We start from the raw sequence: 17,849 nt of genomic DNA, 5'->3' as shown, positions 1-17,849 counted from the left end.
CCTAAACCTTCTACCTTACTACCTTCTTACCTCATCTCTATTCCAAACACTGCTTCGGCCAATCCAATTTCATCTGGCGAATATGGCAAAGCGTATTTCACACCCATTTCATCAAATTTCTTTCCTGTGGAGTTTCCAATGGCAATTACTTGTTGCTCGGGTTCTAATAAATTATCTGCGAAATAGGCGTCAACATTTGATGGACTGGTAAAAATGAGTACATCAGCATAACTCTGGTCAATATCTTCTTCGATTACCGTTTCATAAATCGGAAGATCGATTATTTTAGCATCATCCGGTAACGATTTTTGAATAGACTGTAAAGAATCCTGCGCCCTTGGAAACAATATTTGCTGACCACCAACCAATTTCGCAAAATCTTCTGCAACTTCTGTAATATCGCCACTTTCACCAACAAAATCGGCGATATAACCAAATTTACGCAAAGCATCCTCCGATCCTCTTCCCACGACACCAAATTTGGTTTTCTTGGGCAATACCGGTTTCAGATTGAAAAAATATTCGACACTGTTGCGGCTACTGAAGAAAACCCAGTCTACATGCTTCAGTATAAACTGATCTAAAACAGTTACAATCGGAAACGTACGTATTAGCGAACGTCCTTCTATTTCAATATTATTATTTTCTAATGCCCTACGAAAATAACTGTGTTCACCTATTTCTCGCGAAATAAAAACCTTTGCAGGTTTCTTTCTGTCTGTACTAAACTTGGCTACAATTTTTTCGGCTAACCCTTCGGTAGTGTCTGCACGTAAAAACAAACGTTCTGGAAAATCATCAGCAGTTTCAGCTTTTGAAGTCCATATTTCAAATTTTCCGTTTTCCTTTTTGCAATAACAGCCTAAAGGCATGTGGCAACCACCTTCAAAAAGGTTTAAAACCTTACGTTCTACGGTTACTGTTTCCGCTGTCTCCGGATCATGCAGTTTTTGCAGTGCATCAAAAAGCTCGGTATCATTTGCCCGGATCTGAATAGCCAATGCGCCTTGCGCAGGAGCTGGGATAAATTCAGTGGTTTCCAATTCTTCTACATGTAAATCGGTTACATCAAGATTTAAGCGCTTAACACCTGCTTTCGCAATCAAAATGGCATCGTAATCTTCATCACGGAGCTTTTGGATACGGGTAGGTACATTTCCACGTAAATCTTCAATCTCTAAATCGGGGCGTAAACCCAATAATTGGGCTTTGCGACGGTTAGATGAAGTACCCACCATTGCACCTTTTTTTAACGATAGCTTCTGCGAAACATCTACACAATCTTTTAAAATCAATAAATATTCGCTTGCTTCCTCTCGCGGGGGTAAAGCAGCAATAATTAATCCTTCTGGATGTGTAGTAGGTAAATCTTTGAGGCAATGTACAGCCAGATCAATTGTTCCACCCAAAAGCTCTTCTTCCAGTTCTTTGGTAAAAAAGCCTTTGCCTTCCAGTTTGTCCAATCTTAAATTCAGGATTTTATCACCCTGTGTTTTAATGATTTTTATTTCTGCTTCAATTCCAATGGCCGCCAATTCATCTTTTATATGATTTGCTTGCCACAAAGCCAGGTCGCTACCGCGTGTTCCGATGGTTAATTTCTTCACTATAAAGGTTAAATGAGTTGCAAATTTAATTTAATTAGTGGTTTATACCATGAATTGTTTAAAAATGAGACAGTGAGGTTACAGAAGGGATAATTTAAAGGATTTCTGTGACATTACGCGATTGACACCATAAGGTTTTGTCAATCTCGGTTTAAGGTTATGGAATAAAATCAATATGAATGACAGAGAAGTTAATTTATATAACTCCCCACGTTACCGTCATTTCGAGCGGAGTGCAACGCAGTCGAGAAATCTATCTCGAGAGTACTTTTGATTTAGATCTCTCCATTTCGCTGCGCTTCAGTCGAGATGACGACTCTTTTTATTAAAAAGAATGATAAAAATGAAAAACTAAACTTAGCGCTCTTTGCGGTTAAATTAAGATTGATTAACCAAGATTTCTTTGGCCATTACCATCGGAACGCTGATATATTTTTTCTCCATGTAGTTCATTACACGTTCTAAAACTTCGCGTGAGGCTTCATCCATCTGACTAATTTCATCGGCAAACACGCCATTTATGGCTGTATTTTTGATTTCTTTAATCTTTCTTGGCACTTCCTGCATCGCCAATTCGATACGGCGTTGTTTTAAAACAGAGAAAAATTCGGTAATGTTATTGCTGATAATTTCTTCGGCATGTACCAGTTCGTTATAACGTTCCTGGATATTTTTGCGTGCCACCTCTTTCAGCGATTCGACCTCAATATAATGTACAGGATTGTTATGGATTACTGCAGGTGTAACATCATTCGGGATGGCCAAATCTACAATCACCTTTTTGCCCTGATCACCATTTAAAAGCTTAGCGTACAACGCTTCATTAATAATCGCCTCAGTAGAACCCGTACAGGTAATGATCACATCAAATCCTTCATTAAAATCTTCAAGTGCTGCTAATGGATAAGCTTTACCACCTAACTCTCCTGCCAAAGATTCGGCCTTAGAGAACGTACGGTTGAAAATTGAGAAATTTGAATATTTATGTTTGTTAAGATATTTTGCAATATTCTGATTGGTTTCGCCAGCACCTATAATTAAGATCCGCGAGTTGCCACACATATTTAACTCTTTTAGCTTGCGGTAGGCCAATGAAACAACAGAAACCGGATTTTTAGAAATATTGGTGTGCGTATAAACTTCTTTTGCGGTTTTAACCACACGATCCATAATCATACGCATGTAATCGCCCGTAAAACCAGCATCGCGGCAGTTTTCGTAAGCCTTACGGATCTGGGCAAGAATTTCTTTTTCACCAACCACCAAACTTTCTAAAGAGCATGATGTTCTGAGCAAATGGTTAAAAGCTTCTTCGTTTTCGTATACGGTAACATTATCCAGAAAACGCTCCATAAATTCAGGAGGCAGACCCATGTCTAAAACAGTAAGAAATCTGGTTACAAATTCCTTGTCTGTTTTCTCTTTGGTAAGGAAGACGAACTCCACACGGTTACACGTCCCGACATAGAAAATTTCGCTAACGGGAAGCTCAGCCTGAACATTCTTCAACCTGCTATCTAAACTCTGATCACAAATAACTAATTTCCCTAAAGATTTCAGGTCGATGTGGTGATGCGTAAAAGCTATTACTTTTAAATATTCCAAGTGCTTCCGTTATTAACTATTATCGGGATACAAAAGTAACATGGTGAAGGCATGTGACTGTCATTAACCTGTAATTTACATCAATTTAGAACGGTTTTAAATAGCAACCTTCTAAAAATTAAACCATCTATTAATCATGATAAACAGACCAGTCCATAAAATTTTTCTCTGGGTTTATGCCCTTTTCTACGTTCTGGCCGGATGTAACCACTTTTTATCCATTGCAGTATATTACGTAATTATGCCAAAATGGTTGCCTGCACCTGGCTTTTTGATTTATTTTTCTGGAATATTAGAAATTATTTTAGGGTTTTTATTGTTGTTTAACAAGACCAGAAAGCTTGCTTCGGTACTAATTATACTAATGCTGATTGCTTTTTTGCCTGCGCACATTTACATGATCCGGAAAGCACCCTTTATGTTGGGCCAAATAATGATTACGCCACTAATTGCGTGGCTGAGGTTGCCTTTTCAGTTAGTTTTTATTGGCTGGGCATCGTATTATTACACTAAAGAATAATATATTATTAAGCTGTTTAATTTTTATAGCAAATATTACATAGCCTTTTGCCTTCACGATGAGCGTAATGGATTGATTGTATTAATGTGTTAAAATGGTCTTCGACTACGCTCAGACTGACATACGAATTAATTTTATTTAATTTTTAAACAGGCCCTATTAAAATAATATGCTTTTTTTGAAGCGCAATACCTGTGCAATTAGGAAAGGTACTGTCCTGCTGTACATTGCAATCCTTTTGGATAAAATCTTTAAACAACAATTCATCGGTTCCAAAAGGGATTTCCATTTCCATCAGGGCTATTATACTAAATGTTGTAATCAGTTTCTTACTATCCCAAATACAACAAAATTAGATTTTTTAGGTTTATATTTTATACCAATTCCTAAACTATGATTATACAAAGCAATTTTAGCCTTAGCGGTGCTGACGGAAAATTAATTATCGGCGACATCACTTTTGATGAAAAAAATCCCAATACACCCCTTATACTTTTTGTACATGGCTTTAAAGGTTTTAAAGATTGGGGCGCACATAATTTAGTCGCCCGGTATTTTGCCGGCAATGGTTACCGTTACATCAAGTTCAATTTATCACATAGCGGTGTGCCGGTTGATGACCCGAAAGATGTGACGGATATGGAAGCTTTTGCCAGCAATACCGTATCGAAAGAGCTTTTTGATGTAAACGCGGTACTCGATTTTATTGAAAAAGCTTACGGCGCAAACACAAAAGTAAATTTGATTGGCCATAGTCGTGGCGGTGGATTATCCATCATAGAGGCTGCAAACGATTTGAGGATTAACAAACTGATTACCTGGAGTGCCATTGCCGATTTTAATAGTCTCTGGAAAAAAGAACAGGAGGCAGAGTGGAAGAAAAACAGTAAAATATTCGTCACCAATGCCCGTACCAAAGAACAAATGCCTTTAAATGTTACTTTATTGGAAGATCTGGAAGAAAATGCCGCAACATTGAATATTACAGATGCGGCAAAACGTGTAAATATCCCCTGGTTAATTATCCATGGTGATGATGATGTTAATGTTCCTTTTGAAACTGCTCAGACCTTGACAGAAGCCAACCCGGGCAGCAGGTTGGTTAAAATTGAAGGCGCCAACCACGTGTATGGGGCAACACAACCTTACACTAGTGAAACTTTACCACCACTTTTGTTTAAGGTTTGCGAAAAGGTTTTATTATTTTTGGGTGAAGAATAATTGAATTTTATGACTGCTTTAACTTCAGAACAAATTAAAGAAATAGCAGACACTATTGATTGCGGTTTAGTGTGCCATTGGAATATTAAGAATAATAAACTGATCTTTCTACCAAGCGATCAACTAATGCAATATAACGACTCGGATGCATGGGATGAGGATATTAAAGAAGTAGAGCATAATTTTAACGATTATAGGAAAATTGAAAAACCGGATTCCACTGAGTCTTTTAGGTTTATGGAAGATTTTACAGATGAGCTACCCGACAATACACGGATAAAAGTTACATTAATCGAAGCACTTAATAAAAGAAAACCTTTCAGAGAATTCAAATATGAGATAGATAATTCAGGCGAATACAGGCAGCTATGGTTTGATTTTAAAAATCAAAAATTAATTGACTACGTGCTAGAGAGGATTGGAGATATTATTGTGCTAGAGAACCCCCGGCGATGATTAATCATCGCCTCTCCTTACAAAATTACGCATATCGCTTCCACTAGGGCTTTGGAAAATCTCCAAATCAAAATAGGGAACCGCAGCCAACAAATGGTCAAAAATATCTGCAGCCACTTCTTCAAAACGTTTTAAACCTTTTTCTTTCGAGAATACATAAATTTCAATCGGTAATCCGTTTTCTGTAGCCTGTAACTGACGTACCATAAAGGTGAGTTCCTTATTGATATGAGGATTGCTTTCGAGGTATTTTTCGGCATAAACCCTAAAAGTACCAATATTGGTCATGTGGCGGCCGTTAACCAGGTTGTTGGGATTCACCGTATTTTCCGCATTATAACGCTCAATAAAGGCTTGGGTTTCTTTGAGATAATCTTTTAAATAATCGATGCTCTGTAACCTCCCGATCAGTTCTTCATCACAGAATTTAATACTCGAAATTTTGATGTTGATGTGGCGTTTAATCCTTCTGCCCTCACTTTCTTCCATGGCACGCCAATTTTTGAACGACTCACTTACAATGGCATAACTAGGTACAATGGTTACCGTTTTATCCCAGTTACGTACTTTAATGGTCGTCAAATTAATCTCGGTTACCTCGCCATCAGCACCATATTTTTCTACCGTAATCCAATCGCCGACCCTCACCAGATCGATGGCACTCATCTGTACCGAAGCTACAAAACCTAAAATAGGATCCCGGAAAACCAGGATAAAAACAGCAGTAACCGCACCGAAACCACCAAAGACATATAAGGGTGATTCACCTAAAATAATTGATAGAATCAACACGAAGCCAACAATATAAAATACAATTTTGGCTACCTGTTTGTAACTCCTTATGGGTTTATCGGCATATTTCTTTGATGATTCCATGATGGACACCAAAGCATTCAGAAATGCATTTATAGCAAACATTACGGCTAAAACCATGTAGATTTTAGCAAATATTAAAGCATAAAATAACCCGTTTTTAAAATCGATAAAAAGATAAGGAACAACATTATAAATAATGTATGCTCCAAATATTAAAGCGAAAGCCCTGAACACCCTAAACTCGAACAATGCCTTTTGCCAATCCGATTTGGTTTTGGCACTTTTTACGACTACGATAAAAGCCTGACGAGTTACAAAAATAGTGATGAATAAAAATAGCGTAACGCCTACCAGTCCGATAAAAAAATAAGAATAAACAAGTTCACTACCTGCAAGGCCTTTACCAGCCAGCCAGTTTCTAAGTTCACTAAACAGGTATTGAAACTCGGGGATATTCATCAAGGCAATTTAGGATTTATTGGTCAGAAAATTAAATGGTGCTGTAGTCTTTGTCATTCTGAATACAATGAAGAATCTGCTGTGAGAATATTGGTACTGCTAAAACTATGCTAGTATTGATAATGGCACAGTAGTTTGTAGTCGAGTGCTACCAGAATATAGATTCTTCGCTGCGCTCAGAATGACAGTATAGTGGTCTGTAAGGATACGGACTAAAGGATCTTATCTATAATAAAACGACATTAGTTTCAGCTAATTTAATTCTACCGAAATCTAGCTCGCAATCATCTGAAAAAGTATAGCTAGCCGTTTTCAAAGAATGTAGATGATCAAAATATGAAATGGTAATAATTGGGCTTCTAAAAACAGCAGCTTTTTTAAAAGTTATAGATTGAATATCAGCTCGATTAAATTCACTTGGTTCTTCTCGTTTCAAAAACTTTAACCTTAAGTTAAAACATATTTCAGTCAATAGAACATATCCTAGAAAAATTTTAAAGTCAAATAAAAAAAGCAACCCAACCGCAATTAAACGTTGAAATATTAGAAATGCAGCTTCGAAATTGGTTAATCTATTATCAGGCTCTTTTAAACTCTCAAAAAAGACAATCAGAGTGATGGCTATCTGAACATAATTCATAAACCCGGTAAAAAAAGCTGATCAGATAAATTCCTATAAATACAAATGGTTTCCAAACATGATCATAACTAAAATCAGGACGATCGGTGACGATAATCTTATCATCATAAATTTGCATCACTTTCTTCCTCAGGTTAAACTCAGGAGGAAGATAATATTTATTTGGAGCGCTATTAAACATTTGAATTTTATTAAATTTTCTCTACCCAGTTGCCATCATCTTTAATAATGTCGATCAACTCATCCAAAGCATAAGCAGTAGTTACATTTTTCTTTACCACTTCTTTACCACGGTATAAAGTAATTTTATCAGGTCCGGTACCAACATAACCATAGTCGGCATCGGCCATTTCGCCGGGACCGTTAACAATACAGCCCATGATACCTATTTTAATTCCTTTTAAATGATTGGTACGTGAGCGGATCAGTTGTGTGGTTTCCTGCAAGTCGAAAAGGGTCCGGCCGCAGCTTGGGCATGAGATGTATTCCGTTTTACTAATCCTTGTACGGGTAGCCTGTAAAATCCCGAAACTGGTCGGGTTGATCAACGAAAGATTTTGTCCTTCCGCGTCAATCCATAGACCGTCACCGAAACCATCGGTAAGCAAGGCACCAAGATCCGTAGCGGCATAAAGCATTAAATGATCGGCATCAGCATCCTGGTAAGTTCTTTTTATAATAACCGGAATCTGAGCATTTTTTTCCTGCATTGAAACAAAAAATGCCCTTTGCTCAGCCATTCCGTGAGTTGAACTGGTTTCGAGGATTAAAACAACCGTGCTATCCAATTGTGCAATTGTTATATTGCTGAATTGTTTTGAATCAACCTGGACAAAGTTCAACACTTCATCTCGAACTTCACTTTCAATAAATTCTCCCAGGGAAAATAAAGGATGACAATTGTTCTTATCTTTTAATTTTAACCAGGTTTGATAATTATAAACCTGTTTTAAATTTCCCGGAAAAGAGAAAGAAGGTAAATTATCGCCTAAATAAGCTAAATCGCATGCCTGATCGGCCAGATTATATTTATCTAAACCTGCACTATAGTTATAACCAACCGAACTTAAAAAGTAAGGATCTTTTAAATTTTCTTTCGAAACATCAATCATCACTACCGGATGGTGATGCCCGCCAATATGTTGTACTGGAGTGGTGATGCGGCGGTTGTATTCGTAAGGATTATAAGTTTGGCGTGGAGCGTGGGGCGCGGGGCGTAAATTAATCGATTCCGGACTTCCGACTTCGGACTTCGGACTCCTTAAAGCATAGCGGTCTGCCAAAGCTTTAGCCACCGGTGCTTCAAATTCAGGGTCTTCGGTTAATGAAACGCGGATGGTATCACCCAGTCCATCTTCTAACAGAGTACCAATACCAACGGCCGATTTAATGCGACCATCTTCGCCGTCACCAGCTTCTGTAACGCCCAAATGCAAAGGGTAATTCATCCCCTCTTTAGCCATGGTTTCTACCAGTAAGCGATAAGCCTGAACCATCACCTGGGTATTGCTGGCTTTCATCGAAATTACCAGATTATAATAATTCTGGTCTTCGCACATTCGGATAAACTCCATTGCCGATTCAACCATTCCGCGGGGTGTATCGCCATAATGGCTCATAATCCTGTCAGAAAGCGATCCGTGGTTAGTACCGATGCGCATGGCCGTACCATATTCCTTACAAATTTTAACTAAAGGGATAAACTTTTTGTAAATCCGGCTTAGTTCTGCATTATAGGCATCCTGCGTATATTCTATATTTTCGAATTTCTTTTTATCAGCATAATTACCCGGATTAACACGCACTTTTTCTACAATTCGTGCTGCCATTTCAGCTGCATTTGGTGTAAAATGGATGTCGGCAATTAAAGGAACATTATAACCACGCAAGCGCAGTTCTTTTTAATATTGGCCAGATTTTCGGCCTCTTTAATGCTTGGCGCAGTAATACGCACATATTCGCAACCCGATTCTACCATGCGGATCGTCTGTTCTACCGTACCCAAAGTATCCATCGTATCGGTGGTCGTCATCGATTGAATCCGGATCGGATTGTGCCCACCCAGTGCGATATCACCAATGTTGACTTCCCGGGTTAAATACCTCGAATAAGTGGTTAAACTGTTGCAATATCCGCCAGCCAGATCATGTTTTGCCAATATATTTTCCATCTGTTTGCAAAGATAAGGATTGTTGGAATGTTTTAAGTTGGAATGTTGTAAAAGATGCAGGTTAGCAACGTCAAAAACTCTTACCTGTAACAGATATTACTGGTTTAAAAAAGTGAGTACCTCAGTATTAAATTCGGAAACCTTTTCTACAGGCACATAGTGTGAAGCGCCCTTAAAAATAAAAAGTTGCGATTTAGGAATATTATCAGCTATAAACTTAGTGTGTTTTTCTAAAATCATATCTTTTTCGCCTGCCATTACCAATACCGGAGCTTTAATCTTCTTTAGGTCTAAAGCCGTAAGATGTGGCTCAGTTAATAACATGGTAAATAATTTAACCTGATACTTTGACTGAGCATCTAATTTCGTTTTTAAACTTTCAATAGCCTTGCGAACTTCCTCTAACGTGCTGGTTGAAACGGCATCATTTGGATTTGTACAGGCACCAGTAACGGCGAGTTTATCTACATATTTAGGGTATTTAGCAGCCATTATCAATCCTGTATTTCCACCATCGCTCCACCCTAAAATATTCGTTTTATTGATATGCAGAGAATCAAGTAATATTTTCATGTCTTCAGCATACAGGTCATAAGAAAGTGGATCTGTAATATAATCAGTGCTTTTACCTTGTCCACGGGTATCTACTGCAATAACTTTATATTTTTTGAGAACGCTTTAATCTGTTTCTTAAAAACACTTATCGATTGGCTGTTTCCATGCAATAACAATAGGGGCTCGCCTTTTCCGTAAGTTTCATAATATAGGTCAGCATCCTTTACTTTAACTTTACCTGATGCTGAAACATTACTACCATAATTAATGGGCTGTGGCGGATTGGGGTTATAATCTGTCTTAATCTTAGCCTGACTAATATCCACACCATCAATCAGAACCTGAACATCATCAATCCACATCTTACCTGGACCATATAACAAAGGAAAAAGATTAATTGTTGTGGCCTCTTTTTGAAGCGGCAATTTAAGGCTATATTGCTTCCAGTCTTGCGTTCCATATATCCTCTTCGCTAGTAGATTGGTAAATTGTAACTTGTCATTATTCTCATCATCAATTCTAAATGGAAAATCCACATGGCCGGTAATATGCTCTAATTTTAGATAAAATCTAATTTCTACTTCCCTCCCATCAAATTTTGCAGGAATAATTAAACTAGACATGGCATAATTTGATTCAACATCTTGGGCAATATTTTCTATCAATAAGGAGTATTTGCCTGTATGTTTTTGGGTTGAATCGATTTCAACCTTATATCCACTTTTGGTTGTTCCCGTATTCCATCCAACAGAAGACTTAGTACTAGGGATTATTTTTTCAAACCCAAGATTATATTCATCCTTAACAAGTTTTAACGAATCTGATGATGTTTGGCAAAAAGAGCTAAATTGATAAAAAGCAAAAACAGCGGTGAGAAATATACGTAGCATATTAGATTAATTTTACTAAAACTAATCAATAGAATAATAGCTTAATTCATATTTAACATCTTTTAACTGAAAGCAGAAATTGAAATTGGGGTTATTTTTTAACGGTGGGTGGGTTTGGCATCATTGCACCGACCTAAGTTTCATAAACGGGATGAAAGCGGCATCCTTTGGCTGTCAGCCTAAGGAATAATTTATTTAATAAAAATCAATATGAATTACGTATAATTGATTTCTTTGCCATACACCACGGTCTTGCCTCGGCTCGCCGCCGCCGAAGGGCTCCTTCTTTTTGGCATCAAAAAGAACCAAAAAATGCCGGCTGAAAATTTATTCATTTGTTGTTTATAACTTTCAGCTGCATTCATGAGGGCTTCGCCGTTTTCTTTTGAAGCCAGTTGTGCGGCCAGAACGGTGCAGCCCGAAAAATTTGTTAGGCCGGATTTACGTAGAACGGCGATACTGTGCTATGGCCTAGCTGGATGGAAATGCGAAAGCAGTCAAAGCACTGATTAACAATTTTTTTGTGAAATAAAGTCAATGGTAGCGTAGTCGAAAGCTAGCCAAAGATATAGCGTACAGCCCGGATAACGAAAATAGATGTGATAACCTTGCTTTTCTAATCAGATCAATCTATCCTTTATTACTAAAGTATTAGCCGCAATATCGTGCCAGCACTGGTTTTTCTTATTCAGGAAACTGTACAGATAGCCAAAAAAAACAGGAATTACCGATAAGATTTTGGAAAAATTCCTAACCAGAGACATACCGAGAGAAACCCGGCTTCCTTCTAAATCGGTTACTTTAATGTTGAGGAGTTTTTTACCAATAGTAGCCTGACTGGCTGATGCCTCTGCAATACTGCCATAAATGAGTTTAATGATAAATATGGATGGGAATGGGATTAGAAAAGCCATAATCCGCTGGTCTTTGCCTTCGATAAAAATATAGCTTGTTAAAATAATGATGCTATATATTCCAAAAATAATAAAATGATCAATTACTGAAGCCAATAATCTTTGATCAAAAGCGGCGAAATATTGGGGGGCTGTTTTTTGATAACTAAAGCCCAAAAGCTCACGCAATTCGGAAATTGCATGAGCTTCTTTATAATCGTCCATTCCGGGCTTACGTATAAAAGTATTCGCTGTGATGTTTAAATCTTTCAGTTCGGATAAATTATATGGGCCTTGTGGCTTACCATTAATTACTACTGTGTATTGATCAGGATTCATTAGGTTGGATCGGGATTTGAGATTTTAGGATTGTAAGATCAGTAGTGCATAAAAGTTTAGATCGAATAAAGCCTTACACCATCCACCTTAAAACCTTCAGTCTTCCTAATACCTGCTTACTTCAAAGTTACTCAATCCCCCATCTAAATTGATAAAGATTTTTTTAGTGGAAGTTTTGTAATTTGAAGTTTCATAAACACCCTCACTCAGTTTTTCGAACCCATCAAAATCCTTTGCCGATAAACCTGTTTTGGTTTTAATCCTGCAGCCCGAGTTGGCAGGTACTTTAATTTTAACATCGGCAACACCCGATTTTACGATCACATCAGTTATTGGTAACAAATCTCCAAACTTGATATCAAGAGCTGCTGCCCCACCATCAAAACGAAAAGTACGTACTTTGTAATCAGCGAAATCGAAGTTTGCTTCGCCTGCACCAAGTTTCATTAAGATATCCCAGTTGGCGCCTTTATTCAATTTAAAATCAACATCGTTACCCCCATCTCCAAAATTCCATTTGTTTTTTTTATCGTCCATTTGGAAAGTAAGTACAGTCGCACTATCGGTAAGGACTTTCTTTAAAGAAAAGTTGCCATGTTTTTTCTTTATATCCGCACTAATCAATTCGGAGGTTTCGCCATCAAGGTTAAATGATATACCACCACCTGAAATATTCAAAACCGTTTTCTTAGCATTATCGGCGTTTACAAATGGCTCTGATAAACTGGAGTGATAGGATGTTGTATCCTGATCATCGTCATTATCATTGTCGCCATCATTGTGATCGATATTTACGTCAATATCTTTTTTGAAATGGCGTCCCCACCAATTCCCATGTTCTGGCACCTGTTGTCCTTTATAAAAAAGGAACGATAAAGCAATCACCAGAACACCAATCGAAATCATGCTGCCTGTTTGCGAATTGTTTCTGTTAAAAAGGATATTTAAGCCTGCTATAATTAAGAATACCGGCCAAAAGCTCCATACGCTGCGCCAATAAAATTCGATTACTCCAAAGTTTTCGAGTAGAAGTACACCGCCAATAAAAAGCAGGATGATACCCCATATTAATCTATCTAGTTTCATTTTATTTATACTTGAGGGTTAGCGGGTGTTGATTGATCATCTTTATTTACAGGGGCAACAGGCTCATTTTCTACAACAGCTTCAGAAAAATCTGCCGTTTTCTGCTGCTCAGCCTCTTGTTGGTGCTGAAAAGTCGCCCAGTCATTTTTTCTTTTTGATTTGGCAATAATACTTATACCTAAAGCAATAAATATTAACGGCCACATATACCTGAATAAGTTACGGATGCTAAACCAGTCAGGTATAAAATCCATTTCGCGCATCAGAAAAAAACATCCTATTACCAGCAATACCAATCCGCCTATGGTGCGACCAGTATCATTAGATTTATTGAATTTACTAAAGTCTGGCTGTGTTTCGAAAGGTGTTTTCTGTGTGCCATCTACAGGTTGTGTCCAATTCTGATTTCCTTGATTAGCAGGCCCTGCAAAAGGATCGGCGGTTCCAAATGGCTGTGGATTTGAGTTTTTATTACCAAAGTAGTCGTTGAATTTGGAAAATCTTGCCGCCGGATCGTTATTAACCGGAACAATAATCCACATTACAATATAGGCAATTAAGCCACCTCCAGCCATAAATATAGCCGATAATGCAAACAATAATCTAATTATGGTAACCTCCACCTGCATGTAATCTGCAAGTCCCGAAGCTACACCGGCAATCATCTTATCGTGTTCGTTTCTAAAAAGCTTCTTTTCCATAACGTTGTTCATTTTTGTGTTTAAAAATCAAGCGGAGTGATTAAAACCTCATCTACATTTACCCCTTTACTTAAGTTTAAAATGGTAAATAAAGTTTCTGCAATATCTTCAGGCTGTACAAATTTCTCATCCGGAATTGTTGTTCCCTCCCAGGATGAAGTTTTAGTAGCGCCTGGCAAAAATGCTGTTACTTTAACATTGTGAGGTGCTAACTCTTGCCGCAATACATGATTAAGACTCAACATCGCTGCTTTTGTTACACTATAACTACCACCATTTTTTACGGGTACATTACCAGCCACAGAACAGATGTTGAATATATGGCCTCGTTTGGCTGAACGCATTTTTTTCCAAAAAACTTACTGATATAATAACTGGCATTGGTATTTAAATGCTGTTGCTTTTCGAAGGTTTCGTCCTCCTCATCAAGCATGCTGCCAGGCAAAAAGATCCCTACATTGTTGACTAAAACATCTACGTAATCAAAATTTATAGCTGTCGAATTCAAAAAAGCATACACTTCCTCTTTAACCGAACAATCTGCTCCATGAGTAACAATAATATTCCCATAAGGGGTTAAGTCTTCCCGAAGTCGGGCAAGTTCATCTAATCCCCTTGCTACTAAAACTAAATCGTACCCGTTCTGGGCAAATTTAGTCGCAATGGCTCTTCCAATTCCTTTAGTTGCACCCGTAATTACCGCTTTCATCATTTATGGTTTAATTTTTGTTAACAAAAAACCATAATTATATTCAAAACCACGAATATTTTTGTAATTAGCAAAGCGCTCCAACTTTTTTATTGTTTCTTTGTAGTAGTATAGAACGATCATTTAAATTAAGCAAATACATACGGAATGAATTTTACCAATTTCGGCAGATACATCCTGCTACTCAAGTCTGTATTCAGAAGGCCGGAAAAACTGAAAATTTACCTGAAAGAAATCGCCAAACAAATGGATTATGTTGGTGTAGGCTCTTTAGGTTTAATTGCGATTATCTCTACTTTTATCGGTGCGGTAATGACTTTACAAATTGCTTTCCAATTGGTTAGTGATTTTATTCCAAAAACAATTATCGGTTCTGTAAACCGTGACTCCAGTATCTTGGAGTTAAGCCCAACCATTAGTGCAATTGTATTGGCAGGAAAAATAGGGTCGGCCATTTCATCAGAAATTGGTTCGATGCGTGTTACTGAACAGATTGACGCTTTAGAAATTATGGGTATCAACGCACCAGGATATCTCATTCTCCCTAAAATTATTTCAGGCATAACCATGGTACCCATGTTGGTAATCATTTCTATGTTTTTAAGTATTACCGGCGGATATATTGGCGGTTCTATTTCAGGAGCGGTTACGCCTGCTGAATATATACAGGGTATTACAACCGATTTTAATCCTTATACCATCGTAGTAGCACTAGTAAAAGCTTTTGTATTTGGGTTCATCATTACATCAGTTCCGGCATATGAAGGTTTTTATGTTCGTGGCGGTGCTTTAGAAGTTTCGCAGGCCAGTACCAGAGCAGTTGTAATTAGCTGTATCTCTATTCTTGTTTGCGATTATTTAGTTACTCAACTTTTATTGTAATGATCGAAATTAAAGATATTTATAAATCGTTCTCCGGAAATGACGTATTGCAAGGTATTTCCGGAAAGTTTGAAGAAGGTGTAACCAATTTAATTATTGGTGGTTCGGGATCAGGAAAAACAACTTTACTGAAATGTATGGTAGGTTTGCATCAGCCAGATTCGGGCTCGGTATTGTACGATGGCCGCGATTTTACACCGATGACCTATGAGCAGCGTATCGAGGTGCGTAAAGAAATCGGTATGTTATTTCAAGGCTCTGCCCTTTTCGATAGTATGACTGTTGAAGAAAACATCATGTTTCCGTTAAACATGTTTACTGACCAAAGCAGAAAAGAAAAGCTGGAAAGAGTTGATTTTTGTTTAGAACGGGTAAACCTTGCAGGTAAAAACAAATTATTCCCGGCAGAATTATCTGGTGGAATGAAAAAACGTGTGGGTATTGCACGTGCTATTTCTATGAACCCGAAATATTTGTTCTGCGATGAGCCTAACTCGGGTTTAGATCCAAAAACTTCGATCGTTATTGATGAACTGATCCAGGAAATTACAGAAGAATATAAAACCACGACCATTGTGGTAACACATGATATGAACTCGGTTATGGGTATAGGCGATTATATTTTATTCTTACACGAAGGAAAAAATTCTGGGAAGGCAGCAACAAAGAAATAGCACATACTGATATTAAAGAGCTAAACGATTTCGTATTTGCAAGTCGCTTCATGAAAGCTGCAAAAGATAAGTTTTAAGAAAATTCTTATATTTGTTTATTATGACTGCGGCTACAAAAAATATCATTCACAAATTGGAAACCTTACCAGAAAGCATGGTAAACGAGGTAGAAGATTTTATTGATTTTTTAAAAGCCAAACATTCGAAGAGTTTTCCAAAGTCGAAAAGTGAAGAGTCAAACATTGTTGAAGAACCAAAAAGCTTGTATGGTGCAGCAAAAGGTACAATTCTTTATATTTCTGATGATTTTAATGAGCCATTAGACGAGCTAAAGGATTATATGTAATGCGTTTTTTATTAGACACACACATATTTCTTTTTTTTATTAATGGAGATAATGCTATTTCAAAAAAGATTATAGAGATCATAAACAATCCTGATACTGAAAAACATATAAGTATTGTTAGCATTTGGGAAATCACAATAAAGCTAAATATTGGGAAACTGAAGTTAAAAGATGATATAAACTCCATTTATCAATTGCTCGACAAGTATCAGGTAAAAATTCTTCAGCCTTCTAAATATGATTTTACTACTTATTCTAAACTACCCTTAATACATAAAGACCCTTTTGATAGGCTTATTATTTCACAAGCAATAGCTAATGATTTAACACTGATAACCGATGATCAATATATCAGAAGCTACCCAAATTTAAAGTTATTTTAATACATGATACAATTAATTGCCCCCACCCATTGGAAAGATTATGAACTGATTGATTGCGGGGATTTTGAAAAATTAGAACGTTTTGGAAGTGTAACCCTTATCCGTCCTGAACCTCAGGCGGTATGGAAAAAACATACTCAGAACAGGATTGGAAAAAAACGGCCAACATCATATTCAGGGGCCGTTCGGCAACTTCTGGCGAATGGGTAAAAAAATCAATCTATTCCTGATCGCTGGCATGTAGAATATAAAAATGATGAAGTGGCCATTAAACTCCGCTTAGGTTTAACTTCTTTTAAACACGTAGGCGTATTTCCTGAGCAGGCTGTAAACTGGGATTTTATCTCCTCTTCGATTAAAAAATTTAAAACGCCACAACCTAAAGTTTTAAATCTTTTCGCATATACCGGTGCGGCATCGCTAATTGCGAATGCAGCTGGTGCAGAAACTACCCACGTAGATTCGATTAAACAAGTAGTTACCTGGGCAAATGAAAACCAGGAACTTTCGGGGTTGAAAGATACCCGTTGGATGGTGGAAGATGCCTTAAAATTTGTAAAAAAAGAATTAAAAAGAGGCAAAAAATACAATGGTATTATTCTAGATCCACCGGCTTATGGCCATGGTCCTAATGGAGAAAAATGGAAACTCGAAGATCATATCCAGGAAATGATGCAGGATGTAGTACAATTATTAGATGAAAAAGAACATTTCCTTATATTAAATACCTACTCGCTTGGTTTTTCATCAGTAATTGTTGAAAATTTAATCCGTACTTCTTTTCCTGCGGTTAAAAATCTCGAAACGGGAGAACTTTATTTACAGGCTACCTCAGGCATTAAATTGCCATTGGGCGTTTTCGGTAAATTCTGTAATGTGTAAATGTTGATTACTTTA

General features: G+C 37.4%; 16 protein-coding genes and 4 pseudogenes. 8 read left to right on the top strand and 12 right to left on the bottom strand.

The window, feature by feature from the left end; all coding sequences use genetic code 11:
* Positions 1 to 26: 26 nt before the first annotated feature.
* Positions 27 to 1,607 (bottom strand): hydroxymethylbilane synthase, encoded by a 1,581-nt coding sequence (hemC, locus tag ACQ86H_RS05755; protein WP_210419386.1) that lies wholly within the window; start codon positions 1,605 to 1,607, stop codon positions 27 to 29.
* 378 nt (positions 1,608 to 1,985) lie between these two features.
* Entirely contained in the window at positions 1,986 to 3,212 is a 1,227-nt protein-coding gene (gene hemA / locus ACQ86H_RS05750; RefSeq protein WP_138818283.1) for a glutamyl-tRNA reductase, read from the bottom strand.
* Positions 3,213 to 3,348: 136 nt separating this feature from the next.
* On the opposite strand from hemA, the gene ACQ86H_RS05745 reads away from it, so the two are divergent.
* From ACQ86H_RS05745 to ACQ86H_RS05735, 3 genes are all read left to right on the top strand, one after another.
* Entirely contained in the window at positions 3,349 to 3,732 is a 384-nt protein-coding gene (locus ACQ86H_RS05745; protein ID WP_431294113.1) for a DoxX family protein, read from the top strand.
* A gap of 393 nt (positions 3,733 to 4,125) precedes the next feature.
* Entirely contained in the window at positions 4,126 to 4,953 is an 828-nt protein-coding gene (locus ACQ86H_RS05740) for an alpha/beta hydrolase family protein (protein WP_431294112.1), read from the top strand.
* A 9-nt stretch (positions 4,954 to 4,962) separates the two neighbouring features.
* Positions 4,963 to 5,409: a UPF0158 family protein gene (locus tag ACQ86H_RS05735; RefSeq protein ID WP_138818286.1), complete on the top strand. Its 447-nt coding sequence runs from the start codon at positions 4,963 to 4,965 to the stop codon at positions 5,407 to 5,409.
* Here the strand turns inward: ACQ86H_RS05735 and ACQ86H_RS05730 are convergent, their stop codons facing one another.
* The 10 genes and pseudogenes from ACQ86H_RS05730 to ACQ86H_RS05685 all read right to left on the bottom strand — a co-directional run bounded on the left by ACQ86H_RS05730 (position 5,410) and on the right by ACQ86H_RS05685 (position 14,667).
* A complete protein-coding gene (locus ACQ86H_RS05730) occupies positions 5,410 to 6,684 on the bottom strand; it encodes a mechanosensitive ion channel family protein (RefSeq protein WP_138818287.1) in 1,275 nt (424 codons plus the stop codon).
* Positions 6,685 to 6,910: 226 nt separating this feature from the next.
* Entirely contained in the window at positions 6,911 to 7,324 is a 414-nt protein-coding gene (locus ACQ86H_RS05725; RefSeq protein ID WP_431294111.1) for a hypothetical protein, read from the bottom strand.
* A gap of 191 nt (positions 7,325 to 7,515) precedes the next feature.
* Positions 7,516 to 9,494 (bottom strand): annotated as a pseudogene (gene ispG / locus ACQ86H_RS05720) ((E)-4-hydroxy-3-methylbut-2-enyl-diphosphate synthase).
* 96 nt (positions 9,495 to 9,590) lie between these two features.
* Positions 9,591 to 10,106: an alpha/beta fold hydrolase gene (locus ACQ86H_RS05715; protein ID WP_431295344.1), complete on the bottom strand. Its 516-nt coding sequence runs from the start codon at positions 10,104 to 10,106 to the stop codon at positions 9,591 to 9,593.
* Positions 10,107 to 10,138: 32 nt separating this feature from the next.
* Positions 10,139 to 10,939 carry an alpha/beta fold hydrolase gene (locus ACQ86H_RS05710; protein WP_431294110.1) on the bottom strand — a complete coding sequence of 267 codons (801 nt, stop codon included), beginning with the start codon at positions 10,937 to 10,939 and terminating at the stop codon, positions 10,139 to 10,141.
* 215 nt (positions 10,940 to 11,154) lie between these two features.
* A complete protein-coding gene (locus tag ACQ86H_RS05705; protein ID WP_168202497.1) occupies positions 11,155 to 11,304 on the bottom strand; it encodes a hypothetical protein in 150 nt (49 codons plus the stop codon).
* Between the two features lie 255 nt (positions 11,305 to 11,559).
* Positions 11,560 to 12,171: an RDD family protein gene (locus tag ACQ86H_RS05700; protein WP_138818291.1), complete on the bottom strand. Its 612-nt coding sequence runs from the start codon at positions 12,169 to 12,171 to the stop codon at positions 11,560 to 11,562.
* Positions 12,172 to 12,276: 105 nt separating this feature from the next.
* Positions 12,277 to 13,257 (bottom strand): LiaF transmembrane domain-containing protein, encoded by a 981-nt coding sequence (locus ACQ86H_RS05695; RefSeq protein WP_138818292.1) that lies wholly within the window; start codon positions 13,255 to 13,257, stop codon positions 12,277 to 12,279.
* Between the two features lie 5 nt (positions 13,258 to 13,262).
* Positions 13,263 to 13,958 carry a PspC domain-containing protein gene (locus tag ACQ86H_RS05690; protein ID WP_168202498.1) on the bottom strand — a complete coding sequence of 232 codons (696 nt, stop codon included), beginning with the start codon at positions 13,956 to 13,958 and terminating at the stop codon, positions 13,263 to 13,265.
* Between the two features lie 20 nt (positions 13,959 to 13,978).
* Positions 13,979 to 14,667: pseudogene (locus tag ACQ86H_RS05685) on the bottom strand (SDR family oxidoreductase).
* 147 nt (positions 14,668 to 14,814) lie between these two features.
* On the opposite strand from ACQ86H_RS05685, the gene ACQ86H_RS05680 reads away from it, so the two are divergent.
* The 5 genes and pseudogenes from ACQ86H_RS05680 (at position 14,815) to ACQ86H_RS05660 (ending at position 17,834) form a co-directional block, all read left to right on the top strand.
* Positions 14,815 to 15,549, top strand: coding sequence for an MlaE family ABC transporter permease (locus ACQ86H_RS05680; RefSeq protein WP_025145954.1), 735 nt, complete (start codon positions 14,815 to 14,817; stop codon positions 15,547 to 15,549).
* Positions 15,549 to 16,300, top strand: a pseudogene (locus ACQ86H_RS05675) (ABC transporter ATP-binding protein). Before ACQ86H_RS05680 ends, ACQ86H_RS05675 begins: the two are co-directional and overlap by 1 nt.
* 23 nt (positions 16,301 to 16,323) lie before the next feature.
* On the top strand, positions 16,324 to 16,569 hold the full coding sequence (gene vapB, locus ACQ86H_RS05670) for a type II toxin-antitoxin system VapB family antitoxin (protein ID WP_431294109.1): 246 nt from the start codon (positions 16,324 to 16,326) through the stop codon (positions 16,567 to 16,569).
* Positions 16,569 to 16,952 carry a type II toxin-antitoxin system VapC family toxin gene (locus ACQ86H_RS05665; protein ID WP_138818295.1) on the top strand — a complete coding sequence of 128 codons (384 nt, stop codon included), beginning with the start codon at positions 16,569 to 16,571 and terminating at the stop codon, positions 16,950 to 16,952. The genes vapB and ACQ86H_RS05665 overlap by 1 nt, the downstream gene beginning before the upstream one ends.
* A gap of 3 nt (positions 16,953 to 16,955) precedes the next feature.
* A pseudogene (locus ACQ86H_RS05660) lies at positions 16,956 to 17,834 on the top strand (class I SAM-dependent methyltransferase).
* Positions 17,835 to 17,849 lie beyond the last annotated feature (15 nt).

The organism is Pedobacter sp. P26, assembly GCF_050632135.1.
Lineage (GTDB): Bacteria > Bacteroidota > Bacteroidia > Sphingobacteriales > Sphingobacteriaceae > Pedobacter.
Note: the sequence above shows the minus strand (reverse complement) of the source record. Positions and strands in the feature narration are given on the sequence as shown.

Excerpts from the sequence above, each read along its gene's own strand:
- ACQ86H_RS05690 (WP_168202498.1), bottom strand. The coding sequence starts at position 13,958 with ATGGAAAAGAAGCTTTTTAGAAACGAACACGATAAGATGATTGCCGGT.
- ACQ86H_RS05725 (WP_431294111.1), bottom strand. The coding sequence starts at position 7,324 with ATGAATTATGTTCAGATAGCCATCACTCTGATTGTCTTTTTTGAGAGT.
- ACQ86H_RS05665 (WP_138818295.1), top strand. The coding sequence starts at position 16,569 with ATGCGTTTTTTATTAGACACACACATATTTCTTTTTTTTATTAATGGA.
- ACQ86H_RS05695 (WP_138818292.1), bottom strand. The coding sequence starts at position 13,257 with ATGAAACTAGATAGATTAATATGGGGTATCATCCTGCTTTTTATTGGC.
- ACQ86H_RS05700 (WP_138818291.1), bottom strand. The coding sequence starts at position 12,171 with ATGAATCCTGATCAATACACAGTAGTAATTAATGGTAAGCCACAAGGC.
- ACQ86H_RS05740 (WP_431294112.1), top strand. The coding sequence starts at position 4,126 with ATGATTATACAAAGCAATTTTAGCCTTAGCGGTGCTGACGGAAAATTA.
- ACQ86H_RS05735 (WP_138818286.1), top strand. The coding sequence starts at position 4,963 with ATGACTGCTTTAACTTCAGAACAAATTAAAGAAATAGCAGACACTATT.
- ACQ86H_RS05680 (WP_025145954.1), top strand. The coding sequence starts at position 14,815 with ATGAATTTTACCAATTTCGGCAGATACATCCTGCTACTCAAGTCTGTA.
- ACQ86H_RS05745 (WP_431294113.1), top strand. The coding sequence starts at position 3,349 with ATGATAAACAGACCAGTCCATAAAATTTTTCTCTGGGTTTATGCCCTT.
- ACQ86H_RS05730 (WP_138818287.1), bottom strand. The coding sequence starts at position 6,684 with ATGAATATCCCCGAGTTTCAATACCTGTTTAGTGAACTTAGAAACTGG.
- vapB (WP_431294109.1), top strand. The coding sequence starts at position 16,324 with ATGACTGCGGCTACAAAAAATATCATTCACAAATTGGAAACCTTACCA.
- ACQ86H_RS05710 (WP_431294110.1), bottom strand. The coding sequence starts at position 10,939 with ATGCTACGTATATTTCTCACCGCTGTTTTTGCTTTTTATCAATTTAGC.
- ACQ86H_RS05705 (WP_168202497.1), bottom strand. The coding sequence starts at position 11,304 with ATGAATGCAGCTGAAAGTTATAAACAACAAATGAATAAATTTTCAGCC.